At 65.2% G+C, this 24,595-nt stretch carries 26 protein-coding genes; 11 read left to right on the top strand and 15 right to left on the bottom strand.

From position 1 onward, the window contains the following. Position 1: 1 nt before the first annotated feature. From QZH52_RS29885 to QZH52_RS29875, 3 genes are read right to left on the bottom strand one after another with little or no spacing between them, the layout of a single operon-like run. A complete protein-coding gene (locus QZH52_RS29885) occupies positions 2 to 1,243 on the bottom strand; it encodes a S8 family peptidase (protein ID WP_301814579.1) in 1,242 nt (413 codons plus the stop codon). Beyond that, positions 1,240 to 1,914 (bottom strand): zf-HC2 domain-containing protein, encoded by a 675-nt coding sequence (locus QZH52_RS29880; protein WP_301814577.1) that lies wholly within the window; start codon positions 1,912 to 1,914, stop codon positions 1,240 to 1,242. Before QZH52_RS29880 ends, QZH52_RS29885 begins: the two co-directional genes overlap by 4 nt. Beyond that, the gene (locus QZH52_RS29875) at positions 1,911 to 2,609 is read right to left on the bottom strand and encodes an RNA polymerase sigma factor (RefSeq protein ID WP_301814576.1); all 699 of its coding nucleotides are present in this window, start codon (positions 2,607 to 2,609) and stop codon (positions 1,911 to 1,913) included. The genes QZH52_RS29880 and QZH52_RS29875 overlap by 4 nt, the downstream gene beginning before the upstream one ends. 179 nt (positions 2,610 to 2,788) lie before the next feature. Here QZH52_RS29875 and QZH52_RS29870 point away from each other — a divergent pair, with 179 nt between their 5' ends. Continuing rightward, the gene (locus QZH52_RS29870) at positions 2,789 to 2,968 is read left to right on the top strand and encodes a hypothetical protein (RefSeq protein ID WP_301814575.1); all 180 of its coding nucleotides are present in this window, start codon (positions 2,789 to 2,791) and stop codon (positions 2,966 to 2,968) included. Here the strand turns inward: QZH52_RS29870 and QZH52_RS29865 are convergent. Further along, complete coding sequence (locus QZH52_RS29865; RefSeq protein WP_301814574.1) at positions 2,952 to 3,878, bottom strand: LysR family transcriptional regulator; 927 nt, start codon at positions 3,876 to 3,878, stop codon at positions 2,952 to 2,954. The two genes, QZH52_RS29870 and QZH52_RS29865, sit on opposite strands and share 17 nt — an antisense overlap. A gap of 136 nt (positions 3,879 to 4,014) precedes the next feature. Between QZH52_RS29865 and QZH52_RS29860 the strand changes: the two genes are divergently transcribed. After that, positions 4,015 to 4,764, top strand: coding sequence for an SDR family oxidoreductase (locus tag QZH52_RS29860; RefSeq protein WP_301814573.1), 750 nt, complete (start codon positions 4,015 to 4,017; stop codon positions 4,762 to 4,764). 23 nt (positions 4,765 to 4,787) lie between these two features. Here QZH52_RS29860 and QZH52_RS29855 read toward each other — a convergent pair whose 3' ends face one another. The 3 genes from QZH52_RS29855 to QZH52_RS29845 all read right to left on the bottom strand — a co-directional run bounded on the left by QZH52_RS29855 (position 4,788) and on the right by QZH52_RS29845 (position 6,823). Next, on the bottom strand, positions 4,788 to 5,159 hold the full coding sequence (locus QZH52_RS29855; RefSeq protein ID WP_301814571.1) for a response regulator: 372 nt from the start codon (positions 5,157 to 5,159) through the stop codon (positions 4,788 to 4,790). Positions 5,160 to 5,285: 126 nt separating this feature from the next. Beyond that, complete coding sequence (locus tag QZH52_RS29850) at positions 5,286 to 5,630, bottom strand: hypothetical protein (RefSeq protein WP_301814570.1); 345 nt, start codon at positions 5,628 to 5,630, stop codon at positions 5,286 to 5,288. A gap of 140 nt (positions 5,631 to 5,770) precedes the next feature. Next, on the bottom strand, positions 5,771 to 6,823 hold the full coding sequence (locus tag QZH52_RS29845; RefSeq protein WP_301814569.1) for an alpha/beta hydrolase: 1,053 nt from the start codon (positions 6,821 to 6,823) through the stop codon (positions 5,771 to 5,773). A 335-nt stretch (positions 6,824 to 7,158) separates the two neighbouring features. Here QZH52_RS29845 and QZH52_RS29840 point away from each other — a divergent pair, with 335 nt between their 5' ends. From QZH52_RS29840 to QZH52_RS29805, 8 genes are all read left to right on the top strand, one after another. Further along, on the top strand, positions 7,159 to 8,151 hold the full coding sequence (locus tag QZH52_RS29840) for a hypothetical protein (protein WP_301814568.1): 993 nt from the start codon (positions 7,159 to 7,161) through the stop codon (positions 8,149 to 8,151). A gap of 154 nt (positions 8,152 to 8,305) precedes the next feature. Then, positions 8,306 to 9,253 (top strand): AraC family transcriptional regulator, encoded by a 948-nt coding sequence (locus QZH52_RS29835; protein WP_301814567.1) that lies wholly within the window; start codon positions 8,306 to 8,308, stop codon positions 9,251 to 9,253. Between the two features lie 56 nt (positions 9,254 to 9,309). Then, the gene (locus QZH52_RS29830) at positions 9,310 to 10,431 is read left to right on the top strand and encodes a monodechloroaminopyrrolnitrin synthase PrnB family protein (protein WP_301814566.1); all 1,122 of its coding nucleotides are present in this window, start codon (positions 9,310 to 9,312) and stop codon (positions 10,429 to 10,431) included. Continuing rightward, positions 10,428 to 11,687, top strand: coding sequence for an FAD-dependent monooxygenase (locus tag QZH52_RS29825; RefSeq protein ID WP_301814563.1), 1,260 nt, complete (start codon positions 10,428 to 10,430; stop codon positions 11,685 to 11,687). The genes QZH52_RS29830 and QZH52_RS29825 overlap by 4 nt, the downstream gene beginning before the upstream one ends. Beyond that, on the top strand, positions 11,684 to 13,147 hold the full coding sequence (locus QZH52_RS29820; RefSeq protein ID WP_301814562.1) for a 4-hydroxyphenylacetate 3-hydroxylase N-terminal domain-containing protein: 1,464 nt from the start codon (positions 11,684 to 11,686) through the stop codon (positions 13,145 to 13,147). The genes QZH52_RS29825 and QZH52_RS29820 overlap by 4 nt, the downstream gene beginning before the upstream one ends. Before the next feature lie 2 nt (positions 13,148 to 13,149). Beyond that, positions 13,150 to 14,580: an MFS transporter gene (locus QZH52_RS29815; protein ID WP_301814560.1), complete on the top strand. Its 1,431-nt coding sequence runs from the start codon at positions 13,150 to 13,152 to the stop codon at positions 14,578 to 14,580. A 76-nt stretch (positions 14,581 to 14,656) separates the two neighbouring features. Beyond that, complete coding sequence (pabB, locus tag QZH52_RS29810) at positions 14,657 to 16,744, top strand: aminodeoxychorismate synthase component I (protein WP_301814558.1); 2,088 nt, start codon at positions 14,657 to 14,659, stop codon at positions 16,742 to 16,744. A 43-nt stretch (positions 16,745 to 16,787) separates the two neighbouring features. Continuing rightward, positions 16,788 to 17,606 carry a DMT family transporter gene (locus QZH52_RS29805; protein WP_301814557.1) on the top strand — a complete coding sequence of 273 codons (819 nt, stop codon included), beginning with the start codon at positions 16,788 to 16,790 and terminating at the stop codon, positions 17,604 to 17,606. Here QZH52_RS29805 and QZH52_RS29800 read toward each other — a convergent pair. From QZH52_RS29800 to QZH52_RS29790, 3 genes are read right to left on the bottom strand one after another with little or no spacing between them, the layout of a single operon-like run. After that, the gene (locus QZH52_RS29800; RefSeq protein WP_301814556.1) at positions 17,603 to 18,205 is read right to left on the bottom strand and encodes a hypothetical protein; all 603 of its coding nucleotides are present in this window, start codon (positions 18,203 to 18,205) and stop codon (positions 17,603 to 17,605) included. The two genes, QZH52_RS29805 and QZH52_RS29800, sit on opposite strands and share 4 nt — an antisense overlap. A 6-nt stretch (positions 18,206 to 18,211) precedes the next feature. Beyond that, positions 18,212 to 18,541 carry a chorismate mutase family protein gene (locus QZH52_RS29795; protein ID WP_301814554.1) on the bottom strand — a complete coding sequence of 110 codons (330 nt, stop codon included), beginning with the start codon at positions 18,539 to 18,541 and terminating at the stop codon, positions 18,212 to 18,214. A gap of 17 nt (positions 18,542 to 18,558) precedes the next feature. Further along, positions 18,559 to 19,566 carry a Bug family tripartite tricarboxylate transporter substrate binding protein gene (locus QZH52_RS29790; protein ID WP_436411646.1) on the bottom strand — a complete coding sequence of 336 codons (1,008 nt, stop codon included), beginning with the start codon at positions 19,564 to 19,566 and terminating at the stop codon, positions 18,559 to 18,561. Between the two features lie 352 nt (positions 19,567 to 19,918). Here QZH52_RS29790 and QZH52_RS29785 point away from each other — a divergent pair, with 352 nt between their 5' ends. Continuing rightward, positions 19,919 to 20,227, top strand: a complete 309-nt coding sequence (locus QZH52_RS29785) for a helix-turn-helix domain-containing protein (protein WP_301814552.1) — start codon at positions 19,919 to 19,921, stop codon at positions 20,225 to 20,227. Positions 20,228 to 20,285: 58 nt separating this feature from the next. Here QZH52_RS29785 and QZH52_RS29780 read toward each other — a convergent pair whose 3' ends face one another. The 5 genes from QZH52_RS29780 to QZH52_RS29760 form a co-directional block, all read right to left on the bottom strand. Then, positions 20,286 to 21,098 carry an NYN domain-containing protein gene (locus QZH52_RS29780; RefSeq protein ID WP_301814551.1) on the bottom strand — a complete coding sequence of 271 codons (813 nt, stop codon included), beginning with the start codon at positions 21,096 to 21,098 and terminating at the stop codon, positions 20,286 to 20,288. 58 nt (positions 21,099 to 21,156) lie between these two features. Then, positions 21,157 to 21,705: a helix-turn-helix domain-containing protein gene (locus QZH52_RS29775; RefSeq protein ID WP_301814604.1), complete on the bottom strand. Its 549-nt coding sequence runs from the start codon at positions 21,703 to 21,705 to the stop codon at positions 21,157 to 21,159. 116 nt (positions 21,706 to 21,821) lie between these two features. After that, positions 21,822 to 23,045 (bottom strand): CaiB/BaiF CoA transferase family protein, encoded by a 1,224-nt coding sequence (locus QZH52_RS29770; RefSeq protein ID WP_301814603.1) that lies wholly within the window; start codon positions 23,043 to 23,045, stop codon positions 21,822 to 21,824. Between the two features lie 18 nt (positions 23,046 to 23,063). After that, positions 23,064 to 23,525: a MaoC family dehydratase gene (locus QZH52_RS29765; protein WP_301814601.1), complete on the bottom strand. Its 462-nt coding sequence runs from the start codon at positions 23,523 to 23,525 to the stop codon at positions 23,064 to 23,066. A gap of 79 nt (positions 23,526 to 23,604) precedes the next feature. Continuing rightward, positions 23,605 to 24,588 carry a Bug family tripartite tricarboxylate transporter substrate binding protein gene (locus QZH52_RS29760; RefSeq protein WP_301814550.1) on the bottom strand — a complete coding sequence of 328 codons (984 nt, stop codon included), beginning with the start codon at positions 24,586 to 24,588 and terminating at the stop codon, positions 23,605 to 23,607. Positions 24,589 to 24,595 lie beyond the last annotated feature (7 nt).

Below are 24,595 nucleotides of genomic sequence, written 5' to 3'. Positions count from 1 at the left end.
GTCACTGGCGCAGGTTGGGGGATGTCGTGGAGCGCGTCACGGTGCGGACGCAGGCGCCGCCGCCTGCGACGCGGGCGAGTGTGGCACAGGCGTCGATCCCTCCACCCGGAAGGGACACGACACCGGCCGTCGAGGGCAGCCCGGCGCGTGCCGGCGACGGCTCGCGCATCAGGGCGAACAGGCCCGCCACATGGGCAGCGGCATACGACGAGCCCGACACCAGGTTCCATCGGTCTCCCGGCAGGGTGGTCGGCACGTCCCGCCCCGGCGCCACCAGCACGCCCGGCAAGGCCGGCCCTTCGTTCTCGTCGCTGACCGCCACCACCCCTGCATGGGAAGCCGGGAAGCCGCCATCCGCCCGGCTTCGATCGACCGCGGCGACGACGCTGATGCGGCGCGCCAGCGCCACGTCCAGCAGCCTGTCGAGCAGACGGTCGGACGGCCCGCTGAGGCTCAGGTTGATGACCTCGGCGCCGTGGGTGATGGCGAAGTGCAGCGCCATGGCCAGGCCCAGGCTGGTGCACACGGTGGACTGGCTGCTCTGCTGCCAGCAGGCGCGCAGCGCCAGCAGCCGCGCGTTCGGCGCCACGCCCAGGATGCCCGCGCCGTTGTCCGCGCGCGCCGCGATGATGCCGGCGACCGCGGTGCCGTGGTCCTCGGGCTGGTCGCCATGGCCGTCGACGAAGTCCTCCTCCAGCGCGACCTGGCCTTCGAGGTCCGGATGGTGCCGGTCGATGCGGCTGTCGACCACGGCCACGCGCACGTTGCGGCCGGTGGCGATCTCGTGCAGTTCCTCCAGGTGCCAGGCCTGCACCACCGGCTGCAGTGGGGCCAGCGGGTCGTCGTGGCCGCGGGTTCGAAACTCGTTCATCGGCTGGGCCCAGTCGACGCGCGGATCGCGCGACAAGGCCTGCGCCACGTCCTCGGGCGGGCGGTCATCCGGCACGGTCAGCACGAAGCAATCCACGCGCAGCAGCGGCATGGCCCAGTCAGTGACCAGGGTCAGCCCGTGTTCGCGCGCCAGTTCGGCCGCCACGCGGCGCCGCGCGCCGTGCGCGGCGCCGCCGCCATAGCCGCCCGAATAGCCGCTCTCGGGCCGGTAGTGTTCCGGCGGCAGGCGCAACAGCAGCAGCACCTGGCGGGGAGCGGCGGCCGGCGCTTCGACCAGGTCGGCCGCCGCCGCGCCGGCGAGGGGCTGGAGCGCGGCCAGCGCGAGCAGCCAGGCGACCAGCCAGCGCTTCATGGCGCCGCCCGGCGATCGAGCGATTCGACCAGCAGCACCGCCTTTTCCTGGCGCAGGCGCTGCACCGCGGCCGTTTCGAGACCGGCCGGCACGGCGAGAAGGTAGGCATCGGTGGTGGTCGGCCCGTAGACCAGCCGCGCCCTGCTGTCGCGCAGAACGCGGCGCATCTCCTGCTCGGTGGCGTCGGGCCGGAACCTCACGATCAGCTGGCCGCCGTCGACGCCGGCCGGCACGGCCGCGGGCTCGCCGAGCGCGCGGTAGCGTGGTTCGGGCCACATCGGCAGCACGAGCAAGCCCCCCAGGGCCGCGACCAGCACGCACTGGCCGGCCAGCGCCCAGCGGGTCCAGGGCGGACTCTCGCGCCAGCGATCGCGCAGGCCCGCCAGCAAGCCGCGGCGCACCGGCGGCGCCGCGTCGCCGACGAGGCGCCCGCGCAACGCGGCGAACCCCTGGTCGGCATCGCCGGGGGCGTCGTCGCTGCCGGTGGCCGCATAGGCGGCCTGCAGCGCTCGCTCCAGGGTCAGCTCTGCCCGACAGCGCGGGCAGTCGGCCAAGTGGGCTTCGACCCCCGCGCGCTCCTGCGCCTCGAGCGTGGCGCCGACGTACCAGGGCAGCAACGACTGCACCTTCAGATGCACATCGCTGCCGAGGGGGACCACCTGCCCGCTCACAGCCAATCCTCCAGCTGGCCGGCCAGCAGGTTCTTGAGCCTGCGCCGGGCGTGGAACATGCGCGTCTTCACGGTGTCGACCGGGCAGCCGACGATGTCGCCGATCTCGCGGCAACCGATGCCGTGGAAATAAGCCAGGTGGACGACCGCCCGCTGCTCGACCGAGAGCCGGTCCACCGCCTGCGCCAGCGCCGCGCACATCTGCGAGCGGGCCGCGCGGTGTTCGGGGCCGGCCTCCGGCGGCGCGGGCTGGTCGTCGCCGCCCTCGTCGTCGACCGGCTCGTCGAGGCGGCTGAGCGCCTTGAGCGCCTTGCGGTAGCCGATCGCGAAGATCCAGGTCGAGACCTTGCTGCGGCCGTCGTAGCTGGCGGCACGGTTCCAGACCACCAGCATGGTGTCGTTGAGCACTTCGCCGACCAGGCCGGAGCGCCGCATCACGCGGTCCAGGAAGCGCGAGAGGCGGGGGTGGTAGGCGCGGTACAGCTGCTCGAAGGCCTGCAGGTCGCCGTTGGCGGCGCGGCCGACCAGGCGGGCCTCGGCGCTTTCGGCCAAGGCGGCCCCCTCGGCCGGTGGCCGAACGGCATCGCGGGGCATGCTCGGCATGGGGGACTCGACGCATGGGACGTACGGCGCACTGTACTCCCGGCCGTCGAGGCGGGTCGGGTGGCGGGCGGCCGACTGCGGGGGAATGTCCATGGGGCCTCCAGGCGGGCTGGCTCGATGATCCGGGCGGCGGCTGCCGCCCCCGTTCTGTTCATTCCCGGAAACGCAGGATCGGTTCAATGCTCGCCCGGCCAGACGGCGTCACAGAACTGCGTACTTAAGCGTGCATTAGTTCCTTGGAGCGCCCCGTGAGAGTAGCCACAATGACCTACATGTCACGTCCATCTGCCGACTCCCAACCCCAGAGCTTCAGCAGCTTCGCGTCCTTGAACCGGGCGGACCAGACGCATGCGCCCCGAGCGCCGTCCCGCTCGAAGGAGCGCGTGGTCGGGTTCCTGCTCGCCGGCCTGGTCGCGGTGCTGGCGATCTGCCTGATCATCGGGACCCGGTAGCGGCCGGGCGATCCCAGGGCGGCGTCCCCTTGAAGGCGTCGGCCAGGAAATCGATCATCACGCGCACCTTGGCGCTCAGGTGGCGCCGGCTCGGGTACACCGCGAGGATGTCGATGTCCGCCATGCGGTAGTCCGGCAGCAGCGGCACCAGCCGCCCCGCGCGCAGGTCGTCGCCGACCAGGAAGCTCGGCTGCCAGATCACGCCCACGCCCGCCAGCGCGGCGGCGCGCGCCGTGTCGCCGTTGTTGGCGCGCATGACCGAAGGCACCTTCACCACATGCTCCAGCCCGTGCGCATCGAACAGGTGCCAGTCGTCGCCGGTGGCCGAGAAGGTGTAGCCGATGCAGGCATGGTCGGCCAGGTCGGCGGGCGACTTCGGCCGGCCGTGCTGGCGCAGGTAGCCAGGGGCGGCGCAGACGATGTTGCGCGACGCCGCCAGCTTGCGTGCAATGTGCGTGGTCGACCCGGTGCGCGAGATCCGGATGCCGAGGTCGAAGCCCTCTTCCACCAGATCGACCACCCGGTCGATCAGCGACACCTCCAGCTCCACCTCGGGGTACTTCTTCAAAAACTTGGGCCACAGCGGCGCCAGGTGCAGGATGCCGAAGCTCACCGGCGCATTGACCCGCAGCCGCCCGCGTGGCTGCAGCGTGCTCGAGGCACTCAGCGCCTCGGCCTCGGCCACCTCGTCGAGGATGCTGCGCGCCCGCTCGTACAGCGCCTGCCCGCTATCGGTCAGCGAGAGCTTGCGCGAGTGGCGATTGAGCAGCCGCGTGCCCAGGTGGGCTTCGAGCTCGGCGATATAGCGCGTCACGTTGGCGGGCGAGGTGTCGAGCGCCTCCGCCGCGCGCGCGAAACCCTGCCTGGCGACCACCGCGACGAACACCTCGAAGGCACGCAGCCGGTCCATCAACCTCTCCTTGATTCACAAAAGCTGAATGAATTGTGCGTCTCCAGCCCATTTACCTCAAGGAAGATGAACCCTACAGTTCATCTCACGGCACAACACCGTGCCGCACGACCCACCCCAAACTCAAGGAAGCATCATGAACAGACTCAACGGCAAGCGCGCACTCGTCACTGGCGGCACCAGCGGCATCGGCCTCGAGACGGCGCGGCAGTTCATCGCCGAAGGTGCCCGCGTGGCGGTCACCGGCAGCAACCCCGAGACCATCGAGCGGGCCCGCGCCGAACTCGGCAAGGAAGCGCTCATCTTGCGCGTCGACGCCGGCAGCGTGGCCGACCAGCAGCACCTCGCGCAGGCGCTGAAGGAGTCCTTCGGCCAGATCGATGCGGTCTTCATCAACGCGGGCGTGGCCGATTTCCGGCCGCTCGAACAATGGGACGAAGCCGGCTTCGACCGCTCGATCGCGGTCAACCTCAAGGGCCCGCTGTTCCTGGTGCAGGCGCTGCTGCCGATCCTGGCGAATCCGACGTCGATCGTGCTCAACACCTCGATCAACGCCCGCGTGGGCATGCCCAATTCGAGCGTCTACGCGGCGACCAAGGGCGGCCTGATCACGCTGGCGCGCACGCTGTCGGGCGAGCTGATCGGCCGCGGCATCCGCGTCAACGCGGTCAGCCCGGGCCCGATCTCGACGCCGCTCTACGGCAAGCTGGGCCTGCCCGCGGCCGATCTCGACAAGATGGCCGGCGCCATCCTCGGCCAGATCCCGGCCGGCCGCTTCGGCGAGCCCTCGGAGATCGCCAAGGCGGTGGTCTTCCTCGCCTCGGACGAGTCGAAGTTCACGGTCGGCAGCGAACTGGTAATCGACGGCGGGATGAGCAACCTCTGAGGCAGGGCGCGGCCAGTAGCTGGCTAGACGCCATAGGAGCGGCAGAGATCGAAGAAGGCTTCGAGTTCGGTGGACTTGTCGAAGACGCCATCCGCACCGAGGTCTCGGCACCTTCGACGAATCTCTGGCGTCGGGTAGTTGGTCAGCACGACCATGTGCTGGTGCGGCGATCGGTCTTGCGCGGCCCGCAGAACGCCCAGCCCGGAGCCTTCTTTCAGGAACAGGTCCACGATGGCCAGGTCCCAATCCTGCTTGTGCCGATCCAGTGCGGCGATCGCTCCCGAAGCCGTTTCGGCGATCTCGATCACGAGCGCGTCGGCCATCTCTGCCAACGTCGGTATGAGGTTTTCGCGAATCGTCTCGCTGTCCTCGATGAGGATCGTTCTGAGCGGCATCGTGGTACGCGTGAAAGCGCTGGGTTGTGAATCGCCACGGGGGCCTGCTAGCGCTGTCGATTAGCGCAGAACGTCACCCGCCCACATGTAGGCCAACAGCCTGTAACAGCTACGGATCGCTTCGAGTCAGTGGCGGGGGGCACCCTGGGCCGGCGGACTGCGGTCGGAGCCGCCGCCCGAGCCGTCGCCGGAGCCGTCGCCGCCCTGGGCAACCTGCTCCAGGGTTTCGTTGACCTCGTCAAGCATTTCCGCCGATTTGGTCAGCCGCTTCTCGAGCTCGCCTGCCTGCTCGACCGCGCGGCCGACCACCTCGGCCTGGGCGTCCTGGGAGAGTTCCTCCTTGAGGACCGTGTGCACGACCAGGAGATCATCGGCAGCCTTCTTGACCTCCTCGGTGGCGTTCTTGTTCTTGTCCAGAGCCTCTTCGATCGTCGACGTGGATGCTGGTTCAGCCTGGTTTGGGTTGCCCATTTTTCGCTCCTGATATGGCCGGTGACGGCCGCGGCCGGTCCCCCAGCGGAATCCGACTGTACGGCAGAAGCAGGGCGAGGCGGGGGTTGGCTGAATCAGGTCACTCCCACCGACCCGAAAATTGTTCCAGCAAAAGCCGCTCAAGGTGCATTGAAATAGCACGTGAGGCCATCCTCATCGCCCTTGATGCCGTAGATGTCCCGGTCGTTCTCACCCGGCTCCAGATCGCGCCGCGAACTGAAGATGCGTCCGAAAACGTTCTTCATTCTTTTCGGCATCTTGTCTTGCGCGAAATATCCATGCCCGCCAAAGCCATTGCTGGCGTTGGTGCAGCTGATGTAGCGCACATAGGATTCTCGCAAGCGATCCGGCGTGGGGTCCGTTCCGAGCTTGAGCTGGCTGTTGCTGCCGAGGTCGACGTCGGCCACGCTCGCTCCCGCCAGGACGGAGTCGCCCTTGTTGAAAGTGACGAAGAGCTGGCTCGTCGGCCGGATCTTTCCAAGCCAGTTGCGATGGTCACTGGCGCGCACGCACGCGGCCAGGAGCGCGACATTCCGGGCAGTCGCCAACGACTCGGTCATTCCCGGGATGTCCAGTGAATACTGCAAGAGCTGTGCGCCCAGGCTGTGGGCAGCGACGGTGAACAACTGCCCGTTCGCATCAAGTCGAGCAGCACCCACCATCCGCAGGAAGCGCGCCAGGGCATCGACCGAGTGTTTGCCGTTGAGGCCGGCCCGGTGGTACTTCAAGATCAGCGACTGAATTGGCGAGTCGCGCCGATTGCCAACCTTGATCTGAGCCAGATTGTCCTCGTCGCCGACGTCGTCGTTGTCAGTGACACCAGGTTCCGGGGTGCCGTCGGCGAGAAGGCCCTCCGAAGGCCACGAGAAGCCGACGACCTCGACGTCGTAGGTCGACTCGAGCTTGGCGCAACGCTCGAAGCACTTCGCCGGCGTGTTGTTGAAGCCGTGGATGTAGACCAGAACCGGACGCGCGCCCTGGAAGAGCGGAACCAGTGCCTGCTTGGAGTCGGAGTCGTCGACGTCCAGATCTGGCGATGCGACGGCCCAGCCTTTCTTGCCCTTACGGGTGACGGTCGCCATCCCGAGCCTGTCCGAGCCTTGAACGAATCCGGCGCCGAACGCGGATTCATCCGAACTCTCCCGCAGCGTTCGATTGGTGAAGATCAGCATGATCCCTCCGGTCGTTTGGCGATTGCCATCGTGTTCTTCTTGCTGGGTCAGGCCACGACCCTTCTCGATGTTAGAAGTTCGAACTACAGCGACACACCCATCGGATTGGGGAGACGGCGCCGCATCGTCCGGGTTGGATACGTGAGCGTGCGCAGCATCTTCTCTTCGCTGAATCAGATTCGTCTCATCGACGCCATGGCTTGCGATTCCTAGAGTCGTGATGCCAAGCCGGCCGCGCCCAGCGACCTTCGCCGTCTCTCACCGTCTTGCGCCTGACGCGAACACTTTCGGTCTCATCGCCGCGGGTGATCTCACTCAACTCATCGAACACTCATATGAAAAGCAAGATCCTTCTTTCCCTGTCATTGGTTTCCCTTGCCGCGCTCCACGGTTGCGGTGGTGGTGGCGGAGGCGGTGCTCAAGGTTTTCCGCTGATGGCCGGCGATTCAGGTTCGCCGCCGAAGTCGGAACCTGCTCAGGCCCCCGACGAGCAAGCGCCCTCCGGCACGCCAACGCCAGAGCCGACACCCACGCCCACCCCTGACCGTCCTCCGGCCCCGACGACCGACCCCTTCGCGCCCGTTGCAGGCAGCGAGGCAGCCCCGTCCCTGAGCGCGCCGCAGCCGGGTTCCACCGCGGACGTGGGCTCCGCGTCCGAAGGAATCTACGAAAGCCTCTATGGAATTACCTTTGTCGGCCCCACAGGACAACTCGTGCGCAGGGATCTCCTGAACTGGGTATGGGGGTCCATCGCCGTCAACGGGTCGAACTGGAGCTTCAATTCGGATACGCGCGCAATCCGATCGACTTCCGCTGACCAGACGGTGACCGGCTCCGGCACCTTCACGCCCAAGAAAGCCATGAACGGAACCTATTCGCTGGACGGGCGGCCCGCCACCGATTGGGGGCCGTTGACCTACAGCCTCGCCAACGCGCTGGCGGTGACGCAGGAGAGTCTGGCGGGCAAGTGGGCTACCGCCAATTCGAGCACGTTCAACATGTCGATCGAGGTCGATGCGACCGGCTCGTTCACCGGCACGACCTCGGGCTCGACCATCGGCGTCTGCAGCATCTCGGGCAGCGCAGTCCAGACGCAACCGGGAACCGCCAAGAACTCGTACGCCATGACGCTGTCCGCGATCAATGCGGCCTCGAGCAGCCAGACTGCCTGCGCGCTGGACACCACGCTGCCCTACACAGGGCCCGCGGGGATCGTCCTGACCTCGGCCGGCATCTTCGTCGGGAACGGCTACTTCCGCACCCTGACCTTCCACGCGAAGAGCCCGAACGGCGCGTTGATCACGAGCTATCTGCAGAAGGCTCGATGAAGACGGGAGCCTGGCGAATGCGAGCACTGGGCGATGAGGCGCGGGAGCCGCACGCCAGACAGCTGCGCCGCGACGGAGCACGGCCATGCGCCGTACTCGCCGGATATTGCTCACGCCGCATACAGGCGCGACGCCGCCCCTAGCCGGAGGGCCCATGCAAGCGACCGAGGATCTTTTCTCGATGATCGTCGACCCGCTTCCCCTGGAGGGCGCTTTCGTGAGCGCATGGCGAACCGGGGGCGACTGGTCCTTTGCAGGACCGCGCGAAGCCTGCGCGCTCTTCCACTATGTCGAAGAGGGATCGATGGCGATCGACATCGGACACCCGAACGCCACCACCCCCCTGAACCAGGGCGACCTGGCCATCTTCCCGCACGGCGGCGCCCATCGGATCGGCAGCTCCACACCGGCGCTTTCCGTGGCGCTCGAACAGATTCTCCCCAGCCGGCGCAAAGGAGGATTCGTCAGAGTGGAAATCCCAGGGGCCGATGGACCTGCGTTGTTCCTGTGTGCCGGCCTGCATTGCGGCGGCCATGCGTCGACCCCGCTGTACAAGCTGCTTCCGGAACTCATCGTCATCCGCAAGCACCAGATAGAGCGCGAGCCGGTGCTTCAAGGCACGATCGACGGGCTGCTGCAGGAAGTCGAGCGCTTTCATGTGGGGAGCAGCTTCGCTCTCCTGCGCGGCCTGGAGCTGATCTACGTGCTCGGCCTTCGGGTCGCGCTCGAAGTCGAATCGGCGACCACGTCCATGAGTCGCGCCCTGCGAGATCCTCGCATCGCAAACGCACTGCTTTACATGCACACCGAATTCAAGGAACGCTCGACAGTCGCAGGCATCGCGTCCTCTGCCGGCATGTCGAGGTCGGCCTTCAGCCTCGCATTCCGCCAGGCGACGGGATGCGCGCCCGCTCGGTATCTCTCGAAGGTTCGGGTGTCGAATGCCCAAGCGCTCATGAGAACGACAAGGCTCAGCAGAGAAGAGATTGCACACCGGGTCGGATATGAAAGCACGGTGGGGTTGTATCTTGCGCTTCGTTCGACCCGATCGTCACTCGGCCGTCATCTGGACGATCGCTATCAAGTTCAAGACGCTGGTTAGTTGAGCGTTTTGGGGCGGGTCTCTAGCCTTGGCTCCAGTTCCTACTGGAGTTCACCGTGACGCAAATCCTGGAGTTCAATCAAAGTTCTTTCTACGAGACAACCGCGATCCAAGCATTGGATCCCCTCTTGCTCGACGGCTCGGTTGTCAGTATCCAGCAAGCCAACGCACATGGAGACAAGCGCTTTCTAACGCAGTTGCTTGTCCAGCTGTCGAGTTCGCTCGCCAACCTGGAGCTCGGTTCCGAGGCGGCGGCATTGGCCGCGATGCGGGACGTAGGCATCGTGCTTGGTTCGTTGAAAAGACACGGTCTCGAACCGATTTCGGCGGTGCCTCAAATCGAGCCGCTACTGGCGCAGCTCGGCGAGTTCTGCGCAATGGTCCCACGAGACACGGTCCTTCACTACACCTCGTGGAACCCGGACGGCCCTCGTCGTCGCGCCTACACCGACGACGCGCAGGAGCGCTTGCTCCAGGCCGCCGTCGTCAAGGTATTTCCAAGCCTGAGCGCATCGCTTTGCATCAGCGAATGGCTCCGAGACATCGGCCCGCAAGACGCGCGCTGCGCTCCACTCGTCGACAGTCTTCACGACTTGGCCACCGTCATGGTGGATTCAATCGACGGCGTGGTGAAGGATGTGTCTCCTGTCTTCTTCGCTCGGACCTTGCGCCCCTACTTCGAAGACATCAACATCCGTGGTCGCGCGTATCTCGGACCGGCTGCCGCACAGGCCCCCCTGTGGTTGATAGACCTCTGCATCTGGGCCTCGGACCGGTCCAGCGAAGGCTACCGGGGGTTCCTGGACGCATCGGTTCCCTACTGTCTCCCATCCTGGCGCTCGTACTACGAGCAACTCGGAACGAGGGAATCGCTGGTCTCAAGACTTCGACGCTGCCTGGAGAACCCCGAAGCGGCACAGGACCACAACGTGCTGCGCAGCGCCGCCAGCGTCGCTCGCCTATTGAGGATGCTCAAGACGTTCAGGGGCCGTCACCTTGGTCTCGCTCGCAAGGCCTATGCCCCTGAAGTCCGGCTGTACGACGAAGGAAGCGGCGGGGCTCCCATCGCGCTCCTCCAGGAGATCCTCGACCTCACGCTGCAGATCGAGCGCTTCGTCCTCAACAAACCGTCAAGCGCCCACTCGCCAGCGACTGGCGAAGCAGAAGCCCCGCGATGAACGACCGCATCCTCATCGTCGGAGGCGGGATCGCCGGGCTCACTCTCGCCTTGGCACTCAACGCTCGAGGTTTCAGGTCACTCACGATTCTCGAACGCTCGTCCTCACTGGAACAAACGGGGTCAGGCATCAACCTGCTGCCTCTGGCAACCCGAGAGTTGGCGGATCTCGGACTGCTCGCGGCGCTGGAGCCCCTCAGCGTGCAACTGGCCCGGCTCAACTACACGACGTGGGACGGCCACCTCATCTGGAGCGAGCCGAAAGGTAGAAGTGCCGGCTTCGCGTGGCCCCAGTTGTCCATTTCTCGGTCCCGACTTCACGCCACGCTGCTGCGCACCGTCATCGAGCGCTGCGGCGAGTCGGCGCTCGTGGGCGGGACCTCCGTTGCCGCCATCAGGCGGCTGCCGCAGGATGTTCTGGCCGTCGACACGAACAACCGGGAGTTCGCGGCCGATCTCATCGTCGGAGCCGATGGAATCAGATCCGCAGTGCGACAAGTCTTGTTTCCCGACCTCGCCCCGCTACGCATCGCGCCGTCGACGGTCTATCGAGGATCGTTCTGGGGCGACGGATTTCTCGACAACAAGTCCATGTATATCGCCGGCGACGGCCTTTGCAAGTTCGTCGTCTATCCGATGGCCGTCGATACGTCGACGAGCCGGACGCTCATCAACTGGGCCGCGGCCATGCCAGACCCCTCGCCCTCGCATCATGCGCTCGGGAACTGGAACGTCCGGGTATCAGCCCATGAGCTCGCCGGCCATTTCGCGAACTGGTCGCTGGACGGACTTCGTCCAGAGCAGGTCATCCGCGACAGCGGGACTGTGTATGCCTACCCGATGGTCGACATCGACCCACTCCCGGCATGGTCAAACGGCGAGGACACCGTGCTGATCGGAGACGCGGCACACGGTATGCGTCCCATTGGATCCAACGGGGCCACGCAGTCGATCGTGGATGCGGTGGCCCTGGCCCAAGCCCTGGCAATCCTCCGCAGCAGATCGGCCGCGATCGCCGAATTTGAAAGAGACCGAATGACGGCAGTTCAAGCGATCCAGCGAGCCAATCGCGAGCAGGGGCCGGAAGTCGTTGTCGATATCGCGGCTCAGCGGCGGCGCAGTCGGCGCACGGCGCCGCTCGAAGTCGCCTTTCCGTACGAAGAGCGCCTCGGTATCGCGTCGTCGTACGCACAACTCACGAGCGTGACTCAGTCGATCGTCAACCGTGATTCTCAATACAGATGGAGCAGCACATGATCAGGACCGGCGAGCAGTACCTCGATGAAATCTCCGATGGCCGGATTGTCTGGCTGGGATCGGAAAAGATCATTTCCGTAGCGACCACGCCTGCCTTTCTCCAGGGCGCCAGGGCCTTTGCCGCCCTCTATGACCAGGCAAGCGCCGCAGCCCATCGGCAACTCTTCTATGCCATGCCTGGAGATGGCGGCGAGGCGCACGAACCGGAATTCCGAGCCTTTCTCCCATGCAAGGACAGCCGCGATCTGGCGCTGAAGCACAAACTCCATGCCAGCTGGTCGGAAGCGAGCTTTGGCTTTCTGGGCCGTACGCCCGACTACATCGCGGCCGCGATGTCCGGATTCGTCACCACCCCAGAAGCCTTTCGTGGCGACACCTTCGACGGCCGATCGAACCTGCAGTCCCTCCATCTGAGGGCAAAGACCATGAACCTGTTCGTTGCCTTCACGCTGACGAACATCAAGAGGGACCGATCGAAGCCGCTTTCCGAGCAGGACAAGGTCGAGCCTGACATCGGAATCCACGCGGTTCGAGAGTCCGACGCCGGAATCTTCGTATCCGGCGTCAAGGCGATTGGCACAGCGGCGATCTACTCGGACGAGATCATCGTCGGCAGCATAGAGCCACTGCATCCGAGTGACGTCGCGTATGCACTCACCTTCTGCATACCGCCCGCAGCCCCAGGGGTCAGCCTCATATCACGAGCGTCGTATTCAGCATCGGCCGGTGCCGAAGATGCGCCGCTGTCATCGGCGCTGGACGAGAACGACGCCATCCTCGTCATGAAGGACGTCTTTGTTCCGTGGGACCACGTCCTCACCTACCGCGATACGCGAAGCACGTTCGGAATCTGGTGGAACACCCCGGCTTATGCATCCATGGGTCATCAGGCGTCGATTCGCTTCTACAAGAAGCTCGAATTCCTGACCGGCCTGGCGTATCTCGTCCTGCGGTCCAGCGGTTCGTTGACCATTCCTGAAGTGCGCGGAAGCTTGGGTCGACTGGTCGGATACGCACAACTCGCCAGATCGATCGCCATGGGGGCCGAGCTGGAGTACGAAAGCGATCCAGAGGGAACGGGTCACATCGCTCCGAACCGCCGGGCGACCTACGCGCAGAGATTGTTCGCCTCCGAGGTCTACCCAAAGTTCATCCACGAACTCCGCATGTTCTGCGGCGGCAGCCTCATCTACCTCCCGGCCAATCTATCGGACTTCAATGCGCCGGAGATCGGGGAAATACTGAAATCCTATTTCGGCACGCCCGAAGTCGAGCCGGTCGATCGTGCGCGCCTGCTGAAGCTCGTTTGGGATGTCACCTCCACCGAGTTCGGCTCCCGACACGCGCACTACGAACAGTTCTACCAGGGAGCGCCTCACGTCTATCTGTGGCAGCTGGCGGAACAGGGCCGCCTCGAGGAACTTGGACGAATCGCAACTAACGCCTTGAGCAAAAACTAGACATGTCAACGAACACTGCGCAGAACTTCAAAGGCTTGATGCTTCTCCTGGCAACCACGCAACTTCTGTTGATCGTGGATGCGTCGATCATCAACGTCATCGTTCCGACCATCGCCGGAGAGCTTCGATTCACCGAAACCGGCCAAACCTGGATCGCCAACGCTTATCTGACCGTCTTCGGCGGCGCGCTGCTGGTGTCCGGAAGGGTGGCGGACATGCTTGGCCGAACGCGGATCTTCCAGGCCGGCCTGCTGGTGCTCGCCATCGGTTCCGCCGTCTCCGCGATTGCATCGACGCCCGAACTCCTGATCGCAGGACGTGCGATTCAGGGGCTTGGATCCGCTTTGTCCGCCGCTGCCAGCCTGGCCTTGATCCTGGCTACCTTCGAGGGCGAGCAGCGCTACAAGGCGCTCGGCTTGATGGCAGCGATGGGAGGCCTCGGCGGAGCGCTGGGTACTTTCCTGGGAGGCGCACTGACCGCGTGGTTCGGCTGGCGGTCGACCTTCTGGATCAGCGTTCTGATTCCAGCTCTGCTCTTGCTCTATTCGTTCTCCGTGTTCTCGAAGTTCGACAAGGGCGCGCGTCAGGGGCGCGCCGACGGACTTGGCGCGCTGCTGCTGATCGGAGGCCAGACACTGCTGGCGTGGGGCATCGTGCAGTTCGGCGAGACCTCCAGCGATGCCCGAGCGATCTGGGTCGCATTGATCGTCGGGATGGCCTTGCTTGGTGCATTCCTGCTCCGGCAGAAGGCTATCGCCCACGGCTTGATTCCGCCAGTGACCTGGAGGAATGGCGGGCTGATGGAGGCGTTGCTGTACGCCGGCATCGGGCAGTTGGTGATCTTCCCCATGTTCTTCGTAGGCAACCTCTATCTGCAATCCATCCTGAACTTCAGCCCGCTCGCATCGGGTTCCGCCTTCCTTCCGCTTTGCGGCATAGTGATCTTGACGGCAACGAATGCCGGGCGATGGCTGCGCTATGGGGCCCGTCAATCCCTGGCGGCTGGTTTCGCGCTCGTGACCGTCGGCTTGATGTGGCTATCCCTCGCGGGCATGAACAGCGTGTACTGGCTCGACATCCTCGGGCCAACGTTGCTGGTTGGCGCCGGCCTGCCGGTCATCGCCATCACGACGAGCATCCTTGGCGCGCAAAGCGCAAAGATCGGCGAAGAGGGACTGACCTCGGGGCTGCTTAATACCTTCCAGCAGTTCGGCGCAGTCATCGGCCTGGCCGTCATGGTCTCGACGGCGAACTTCTACGCGGCCCATCTGGCTGGCACTGGGAAGACGCCGGCCGCGACCGAACTTATGAACGGCTACACGATGTCGTTCTTGCTGGGTGGGCTTGTCGCGGTCCTTGCGACTGCGTGCCTGCTGATCAGCATGATCTTGCGACGCGGCGGGGCGGCCCCCGAGCCGATGACCAAAGGTTGATTCACCCTCGGAGACCACCTGTCCGACGGCTTCTGGTCTCCGCCCGCACCCACTCACCTTACGAGCAGGAATCGCCATGCGCAGCCTCTTGATCGACAACTACGACTCCTTCACCTACAACCTCTACCAATACTTGGCCGCATCCAACGGCCGACCTCCCCAGGTCGTTCGCAACGACGAGCTGACTTGGCCGGAAATCGAGGCTCTGGATTTCGACAACATCGTCATTTCACCTGGACCCGGCCGACCGCAGCGCCGGGCTGATCTCGGCGTCGTCGGCGATGTGCTGCTCCGCACGACGGTCCCGATTCTGGGCGTCTGCCTGGGCCACCAGGCCATCGCTCATTTCTGCGGCGCCAAGGTCGACCTGGCCGTGCGGCCGATGCATGGCCAGGTCGACAGTGTTTCCCACACCGAGTTGGACCTGTTCAGAGGCATACCGAATCCCTTCGAGGCAGTTCGATACCACTCGCTGGCGGTGACTGAGCTCCCGGCCGAACTGCAGGCGCTCGCCTGGACCGCCGACGGCACCTTGATGGGGCTGAGGCATATCGCAAAGCCATGGTGGGGCGTGCAGTTTCACCCGGAGTCGATCAGCACGGAATATGGTGCAAGGCTCTTGCGGAACTTTCGAGAGCTCACCGAAGAATGGCAGGACGGCCGCCGCCATCGCGATGCGATCAAGGGCCCGCTCGGCTGGCCACCAAGGCGGCAGGCAAGCTCTCGACTGCTGGTCCACGCGCAATGTCTGGACCATTTCCCTTCGGCCAGCGCTGCCTTCTCCCACTTGTACGCCGACAGCGAGGCTGCCTTCTGGCTCGACAGCAGCCTGGCCGACGCGCAACGCGCACGCTTTTCGTACATGGGGGATTCGTCTGGCCCACTGGGACAGCTCGTGACCTACCGGTCGCGGTCAAGACGCATCGAGATCCGCCAAGGCCCCGATACCCAGACACGAACCCAGAGCATTTTCGATTTCCTCGCTGAGCAGCTACGGGAGAAGCCTCAAACCGGTCCGCCATTGCCTTTCGACTTCACCGGTGGCTATGTGGGCTACTTCGGCTACGAGCTGAAGGGCGAACTCGAAGGCGAGTACGCAAACGCAGCCAGCACGCCGGACGCCGTCTGGATCAAGGCCGGCCGCTTCATCGCCTTCGATCACGCTGAGCAGCAGACCTGGATCGTCTGCATCGACGAAGCGGCCCTGTCGGAAGAGAACCGCGCCTGGATGCAATACATCGCCGGCCAGCTTGCCTCCCCGATGCTCGATGCGCAGCACTCCGCCAGCACCGACAAGCCATCTCGGGAGGCCATGCAATGGCAGATCCCGCTTGCCGACTACCGCGAACGAATCGTCGAGTGCCAGCGCGAGATCGTGCAGGGCGAGACTTACGAGGTCTGCCTCACCAATCAACTCGTCGGTGCGGGCCACATCGACAGCCTCGGCGTGTATCGCGCGCTCCGCGCCCGCAACCCTGCCCCCTACGCGGCCTATCTCAAGACACCCGAACTGGCCGTCCTCTGCGCGTCGCCCGAGCTGTTCCTGAAGGTCACCCCCGAGGGCCTGGTCGACTCGATGCCGATCAAGGGCACTGCCCCCAGGGGCGCGACTGTCGCCGAAGACACCGAGATCGCCAGCTATCTCAAGAACGACGAAAAGTCGCGCTCCGAGAACCTGATGATCGTGGACCTGCTGCGCAACGACCTCAACCGGGTCTGCGAGGTAGGCAGCGTCTATGTCCCGACCTTGTTCGAGGTCGAAACCTACGCCACGGTGCATCAACTCGTCAGCACCATCCGCGGAAACCTGCGCGGCGACCTGTCCGCGATCGACTGCGTGCGCATGGCGTTTCCTGGTGGCTCGATGACGGGTGCCCCCAAGGTCAGGACGATGAAGATCCTGGACAGGCTCGAGCCCTCGGCGCGGGGCGTCTATTCGGGGAGCATCGGCTACCTGTCCTTCAGTGGCGCCGCCACGCTCAACATCGTGATTCGCACCATCGTGGCCGCCGATGGGCTGATCTCTATCGGCTCGGGGGGCGCCATCCTGGCGATGTCCGACCCCGATGAAGAGGTCGACGAGATCGTTCTGAAGGCAAGGGCTCAACTTGCGGCTCTCGACGGCAGCGCTTCGGAAGCAGCGGTGGACGCTGGCGATGCGTAGCCTGTCCCCCAACCAGAGGGGCATTGCCTGCATGGTCGGCGCCATGGCGCTCTACGTGCTGAATGACGCCCTCGTGAAGCTCACGACACGCCAATTCGGCCCAGGCCAGATCCTGGCCGTGCGAGGGTTTTTTGCCACCATGATGGTCGCCGGCATCGCGCACGGCGCAGGTCAGTTGCGCAATTGGCGGCTGTTGCGGCAGCCCATGGCGGGCGCCCGCTCGGGGCTCGAAGTCACGACCGCCGCCAGTTCGGTTGCCGCGTTAGCCCTCGCGCCGCTCGCCACCGTGACAGCCATCATGATGGTTGCACCGCTGCTCATAGTGATGTCCGCCGTTCTCATGGGTTGGGAGCAAGCACGCGCCCACCGCATAGCGCCGGTGCTGCTCGGCTTCGTTGGTGTGCTGCTGGTGATCAGGCCCACTGCTTCATTCGGCGACTTCAACTGGGGGCTTGCCTTTGCACTGGCGTGCGCGGCTTCGCTCGCAGCCAGGGACATCGTGACCCGCGCGATCTCCCCGGAAGTGCCCACGGTGCTCATCGCCTTGGTCACCACTGCGGCCGTATGCGTGGCCGGCGTGGCGCTCGGCTCACGTGAGACCTGGCAGCCGCTGGACCGATTCGAGACCACCCTCCTCGCATTGGCCGCCATCTGCGCGGCCCTGGGGAACTACGCACTGATCGAAGCCTGCAGGGGTGTCGATCTTTCGGTGGTCACGCCCTTTCGCTACACGGTCATCCTGTGGGCACTCCTGCTCGGATACCTGGGCTGGGGAGAAGCACCGGATGCCCGATCGACTATCGGCATCGTGCTGATCAGCGCCGCCGGGCTGTACTCGCTGCTCACTAATCAGCGTCGTTAGTCGCCTGCAGCACCGTACAGGCTCGACACCGGACTCCCCGTCCAGACGATCGCCTGGCCGCCGTCGACCGGCCGGACGCCGTACATGATCCATGCATCGCACACAGCGCCGATGTCCTCGACCACCTCGAAAACGCCTGGATGCTCATCGGCGAGCGCCGAGAACGCAATACCCGCCGCGTAGCGCCCGTCGACCAGCCCCCTGCCCACCTCCGACACCGTCGTCTCGTGCACGATCGTCGACCAGGCCGAGAGGTCCGCATAGGATTGCGTCGCCGGCTGTACCGCCGCGATGTGCGCTACCTCCTTCCTGGGCGCCCTGGCACGCAACAGCGCCATCGGCCGGCTCGGCGAGATGAAGGCATCGACCACGAAAACCTCCTTGCGATAGCCACCGGTGACCGCCGCCGCCTGCGGATGCACCGCGCACTGCAGCATGAAATCTGCCTTGCCCGCCTTGAGGGCGCGGGCGCCTTCATGGAAGTCGTCGATCAGGGAAATTCGGGCCCGGTGGTCAGCCACGCCGTGCGCCGCCAGATAGCGCCGCAGCACGAAATCATGGTTGCTGCCCTCGGGGCCAAGGGTCAGGAAAGTGAGCATGGTGATTTATAGCTCCCCAGGGCCGTGCGCTGGCGACCCGATGATGTCGTCCTCCATGCGACAAGTCTCCTCGATGATTCGCTCATACAGCGCCCGCAGGAATGCCGTGCTGATGCCGTGCTCGATCGCGAAGGCTTCAGCCCGGCTCTGCACGATTCCGATACGGTGGGGCTGCATCATAGGCACCGCATGTCGCTTCTTGTAGAGGCCGATTCGAACGCAGCAGCCCAGGCGCTCGCGCAGGGTCTCCAGCAGGCGCTGGTCGATGGAATCGAGCTCCTCGCGCAAGGTTTCGAGCGTCGGGGTCGGGTCCGCATGCGTGGCTTGTGTGCTCATGGTCTTGTGCTCCTCGTTCATTCAACCTTCAGCCCTTGCTCGTCAATGATCCGGCTCAGCAAGGCGGTGTCGCCCTTCACGCGCAATGCGAGTTCATCGGGTGTGCTGCCCGCGGCCTGGTAGCCGTATCGGAAGAGTTTTTGACTGACCTCCGGCGATCGCGTGATCTCCGCGATCAACGTCGACAGCCTGTCGACGATCGGCCGGGGCAGCGTTGCCGGCGCCGCCGCTGCGGTCCAGATCTCGAGCTGGAAGCCCTTTACCCCGGCGTCGGCCAACGTCGGGTAGTCCGGCACCAGCGGACTCCGGGCGGCCGAGCTGACGCCGATGGCGCGAAGTCTGCCCGCGCGGATCTGCGCTTCGGCCAGCCCCGGAGGCAACAGCGCCAGTTGAAGATGGCCGGCGATGATCGCGTTGATGACCTCCGGGTTGCTCAGGTAGGGCACGTGCACCGGCGCGATGCCGGACTGCGACTTCAGGATCTCCATCCCGAAGTGGCTGATGGTGCCGATGCCCGGCGAGCCGTAGCTCCAGCTCGAGCCCGCGCTGCGCGCCGCTTCGAAAAACATCCGGGCGTCGGTGCCGGGCGCATCGGCCCGTGCCGCCAGCACCAGCGGCGCTGTGCTGATCAGGCTGATGGGTGCCAGATCGGTGTGTGGGTCGTAGGGCGTCGCAGGGTTGAGCAGCTTGGCGATCGTCATGTTGCCGGTGATCAGCACGCCGATGGTGTGCCGATCCGAGGCCCTCGCGACCAAGGCTGCCGCGATACTGCCGCCGGCGCCCGGGTGGTTCTCGACGATCACCGGCTTCCCCAGCGCGCGAGACAGCGGCTCGGCCAGCGTGCGCGCGACATGGTCGGTCGATGAGCCTCCCGCCGAGCCGACGATCAGCCGCACCGGCTTGCTCGGCCAGCCATCGATGGCGGCCTTGGGTGCGGTCTGCGCCGCGACAGCAGCGGTGAATGAAATCAGGCTCAACGCCCACAATGTGCGACACACAAGGGCTGAAAGGATCGATCGGTGCATGGATGAATCTCGCTTGGAAGGAGCCTCATCGTTTCCGTCAGTCCGCCTTCGATCAACGCTTGCGCTGGCTGCAAAGCCCTGAAACCATCGCCTACCCCTTCGGCCAGCGGTACCCGTTGACGCCTTGCGTTTCAGCGCAAAGCCTCGCATGGTGCTGCCAGCGCCAACCTGAAGCGACTCGTCGGCGTCTCGCCCCCGAAAAGGGAAGTTTCGTGCGCGCCTCGCAGAGCAGGCTGCACGCAATCAAACCTAAAGTGTGTGTGGCTCCCAGAGCGAACCCGCCCCCACTCCCTAAGGAATGCATATGAAAAACGCTGGCCAGGACTCCCCGTCGCAACCAGAAGCGCACCTCATGACATTGCCGTTGGCCTTCGGTGCCGTCATGCGACGCTATCGACGTGAGAAGCAGATGTCGTTCATGGAACTGAGCAATCGATCGGGGTTGCATCACAACTACCTCGGCTCGGTGGAACGAGGCGAACGCAACCTGTCGCTGGCCAACATCTGGCGCATCGCAGCCGGCCTCGAAGTCACTGTCGCTCAGCTGCTAGACGGCCTGCCGCCTGCCTGCGCGGCAGCGAAGCCGGAACTCGTGAAGAAGGCGAAGCCAAAGAAGGCGCCGCCCTTGCGGCTGGTCTACGACGCGGACTCGGCCGGCTAGCCTTGCTGCGACACGCTGGCTCATGTCCGGCGACGAAGGGCTGCCGCCTTCAAGTCAGCTATCGCAGCCTAACGATCTGGTCCGACTCCCCTTTTCGGACCTCCACGATGCCATCGAGGCCCTTGACCATCGCCGGAAAGTTGGCGTAGCCGTGATCCGTCGTGTCAAACGTCGAGTCGAGCCGCTTGATCATGTGCCAGATTGACGCCTTGTTCACCCATGGGTCGCCCTTGGTTTCGGCGAGCAGCTTGATGGCGCGCTTCAAGATCTCGGCTGCGGGGTCTACTGCGACTGGCGCGACGACCTCTGTCTCGTCCGTCCGTGGTGCTGCAGGTGGCGGATCGTCAGCCAGGTTCTCATAGTAGCGGAACTCATGGCAGCTCTTTGCCCAATGGCGATTGGTCGACTTGCGCGTGCCCAAGCCAACGAGGGTACGGCCTGCGGCCTTGATCTTCTGCGCCACCGGCATGAAGTCGCTGTCGCCGCCAACGATGATGATCGTGCCCAAGTGGGAAAAGCGGGTCAGATCCTCGGTGGCGTCGAGGCAAAGCTTGATGTCCGCGCCATTCTTCGCTGACGCACCCGGCGGAAACAGCTGTATCAGTTCGACCGCGCTTTGCAGCAAGGCATCTCGATAGCGCCCACAGTACTGCCAGTTGCAGTAAGCGCGGTTGATCGCGATAGGTCCGAACGACGACGCCAGTTCGACGATGGCCTGGATATCCACCAATGGCTCCTGAACCTTGAATCGGGCATCCTGCTTGCCGTAGGTACCTTCCCCGTACTTCTCCTCATAGAGGCTAGCGTGCAAGTTCTCGAAATCCCAATACAACGCAACAGTAGTGCTTTCGTCGCTGTCGTTCTGACGCATGGCTTGGCTTTGGAGTGAACTACGAACCGCATCGTAGCGTGCGGCCGGGAGCCCTCGACTACCGCCGAAACGTGAAGACCACCGACAGGTACGACACCGGCTCCGCCCCCGTGTCCTCGATCCCATGCAGCGCCGTTGCATCGAACAGCAGCGAATCCCCCGCGCCGAGCGTCACGACCTTGCATCCATAGCGGTACATGACGTTGCCCGACAGCAGGTACACGAATTTCAGCCCCGGGTGCTGAAAGGTCACGTAGGGCTCGGCCCCCTGCAGCAGGGTGACCAGGTACGGCTCGGCGAACAGATTGCCCGAGAGCAGATGGCCCAGCAACTCGTAGCGGTAGCCGGCCACAGCGCCGACCCTGTCCACCACGATGCCCTTGCCCGCCTGCACGTGGGAAAAGTCGGAACGCGTCGGTTGGTCAGAGAAGAATCGCGAGATCGGCACGTCGAGCCCGGTCGCGACGCGGGCCAGCGTGGCGACCGAGGGCGAGACCACCCCATGCTCGATCCGTGACAGCAGCGAGCGCGAGATGCCCGAGCGCCGGGCGAGCTCACCGCCGGAGGCGCCACTGGCAATCCGCAGCGCGCGCACCTGCGCGCCGATCAAGGAGGCCGCTTCACTGCGCGCAGGCTTTGCGGGCGCCGGCCGCGCAAGTGCAAGAGCCGGAGGCAGCTTGAATGGCCTTGCGGTGGGAAGCGGAGACGCTGCTTGTCTTGTCTTCATGCTTCGAGCCTCCTCATCGCAACCCCAACCACCCCCGCCCCCACCACCCCCGCCCCCACCATCCCCTCGATCGCCCCAGCCGAATACCCCACCTCCCCCAGAATCTCCCGCGTGTGCTCCCCCAGCAACGGCGCCGGCCGCGAAGCCTCCCGCGCCTGTCCGCCGAACTTCACGGGAAACCCCATGTTCCACACCGGGCCCAGCACCGCATGCTCGGACTCGACGATCAACTCCCGATGCGCCATCTGCGCATGCCCCAGTGCCTGGTCCAAGGTCTGGATCGGCGAACACGCCACGCCGGCGGCTCGAAGTGCGTCGAGCCATGCGTCGACCGTCCGCGTACGCATCCGCTCAGCGACCAGCGCCACGGTCTCACCAAAGTTCGTCACCCGCGCCGCATTCGTCGCGAAGCGCGGATCGTCGCGATATCGCTCCAGCCCTGCCGCAACGCAGAACCTCCCCCACTGCGCATCGTTCCCCACCCCCACCATCAGAAACCCGTCCCCGGCCTCGAAGGCCTGGTAAGGCGCCAGCGCCGGATGCGCCGTGCCCATCCGCTCGGGCAGCTTGCCGCTGCGCCAGTAGGCCTGCGCCATCACCCCCATCTGGCTCATTGCCGTATCGAGGAGCGAGGCTTCGAGGTACACGCCCTTGCCGGTACGCCCGCGCTCGATCAGCGCTGCTAGGATGCCCGCCACCGCATTCATCCCCGTACCCAGATCCACCGGCGAGAAACTTGCCCGGGCAAACGGCCCGCCGCTTTCGCCCATGGTGCCAAGCATTCCGCTGAAGGCCTGCAGCATCACGTCGTAACCCGGCTCGCCGCCCATCGGGCCGCTTCGCCCATAGCCCGATATCTCGCAGTAGATCAACCGCGGGTTGCCGAGCGCCAGCGTGTCGTAGTCGACCCCCAGCCGGGTCGCGGTGCCGCCGCCAAAGCCCTGGATCACGATGTCCGCCTCCATCGCCAGGCGCTGAACGACCTCCCTCCCCCGCGCCGTCTTCAGATCCACGGCCAGGCTGCGCTTGTTGTGGTTGACCGCCAGGAACACGGCTGACTCGCCCTTCTCCTGCGGCGCCCAGGCACGGCTGTCGTCCCCCGTCCCCATCGGCTCGACCTTGATGACCTCGGCGCCCAGCTCGCCAAGGTGCTGGCCGCACAGCGGCCCCGCCAGCACCTTGCCCAGGTCGAGCACGCGAAGCCCGTGCAGCGGGCGCATGCGTTCGGCCGCCATGGCCTATGCCCTCGCCGGCAGGGCCGGGCGCTTGTGGAGCAGGTACTTCTGCACGCCGTCCATCACCAGCACCGAACGCTGGTTGTGCACCGTGCTGGTCATCGTCAACACGCCGGTGCGGGTGTTGGGCGCGAGGGCGCTGACCTCCAAGGCCGCATGCAACGTGTCGCCCGCATGCACCGGCGCCAGGAAGCGGCTGGACTGTTCGAGGAAGGCCTTCAGCGACTCCTCCACCATGTGCGGGAACAGGCCCGCGCCGGCCGCAGTCTGCACCAGCACCTGGAAGCCGTGCGCGATCATGTCGGGCGCACCCTGCCGCCTGCAGTACTCAACGTCGTAGTGCACCGGATGGTTATCGCCGCTCGCCAACTGGAAGGCGGAGAACAGCGCGTGGGTCATCGTTCGCGAAGGCAGCACGAAGCGCTCGCCGAGCTGGAAGTCGTCGAAGTAGCGCTGCAGCGCCATCCGGTGCAGCACCGGATCGAAACCGCTCGAAGAAGCGGAAGATGAAGCAGAAGAAGATGAAGTGTTCATGTCGCCTTCCTCAATCCAGCTGCGCGCCGGAGATGCGTGCCGCCTCGGCCCATCGCACGTCGTCCTTGTCCAGAAAGGTTCGTGCGTCGGCCCCCGTGAGCACCATCAGCTCGGCGCCCTGCGTCGCCAGCTGCGCCTGCATGTCGGACGTGCGCATGGTGCGAGAAATGGCCGAGGCCAGTTGCTCGACGATCGCGCCCGGCGTGCCGGTTGGCACGAAGACGCCATACCAGGGGCTGAGCGTCATCTTCGGATAGCCCAGCTCGGCAAAGGTCGGCAGCTGGGGCGCCAGGCTGGAGCGGGCCTCGCCGCTCATCGCGATCGCTCGCAGCTTGCCCGCCAGGAAGTGCGGCTGGGCCGACTGCAGGGTGTCCATCGCCATCAACACCTGGCCGCCCAGCACGTCGTTGATCGCCGCCGAACTGCCCTTGTACGGGATGTGCCTGACGTCGACGTCCGCCGACAGCTTCAGCATCTCCATGGTCAGGTGGGCGCTCGAACCGTTGCCGAAGGTCGCGTAGTCGTACTTGCCGGGGTTCTTCTTCAGCAGCTCGATCAGGCTTTTGAGATCGGTCGCGGGCACCGATGGGTGCACGAACAGCACCAGCGGCACCCGCCCGACCAGCGCCACCGGCAGCAGGTCGCGGCGCGGCTCGTAGCCGAGCTTCTTGTAGAGGTGCGGCGCGATCGACATCGCGGTGGTGTTGCCCATCAGCAGCGTGTAGCCGTCAGGTGGCGCCTGCGCCACCGCCAAGGGACCCAGGGTGCTGCCGACGCCGGGCTTGTTGTCCATGATGACCGGCTGCCCCAGCAGCGGCCCGATCTTGTTGGCGACCAGGCGGCCGGTGACATCGGTCGCACCGCCAGCCGGATAGCCGACCACCATGCGGATCGGCTTGGTCGGATAGGCGTCCTGCGCGAAGCAGGGCCCGAACAGCAAAAGCAACGTCGATGCCGCGGTCGCGAGGATGAGGAACTTCAGTGACTTGTTCATGTTGACT

This window comes from Variovorax ginsengisoli, assembly GCF_030486595.1.
Classification (GTDB): domain Bacteria; phylum Pseudomonadota; class Gammaproteobacteria; order Burkholderiales; family Burkholderiaceae_C; genus Variovorax; species Variovorax ginsengisoli_B.
This window is presented reverse-complemented; position numbering and strand designations above follow the sequence as displayed.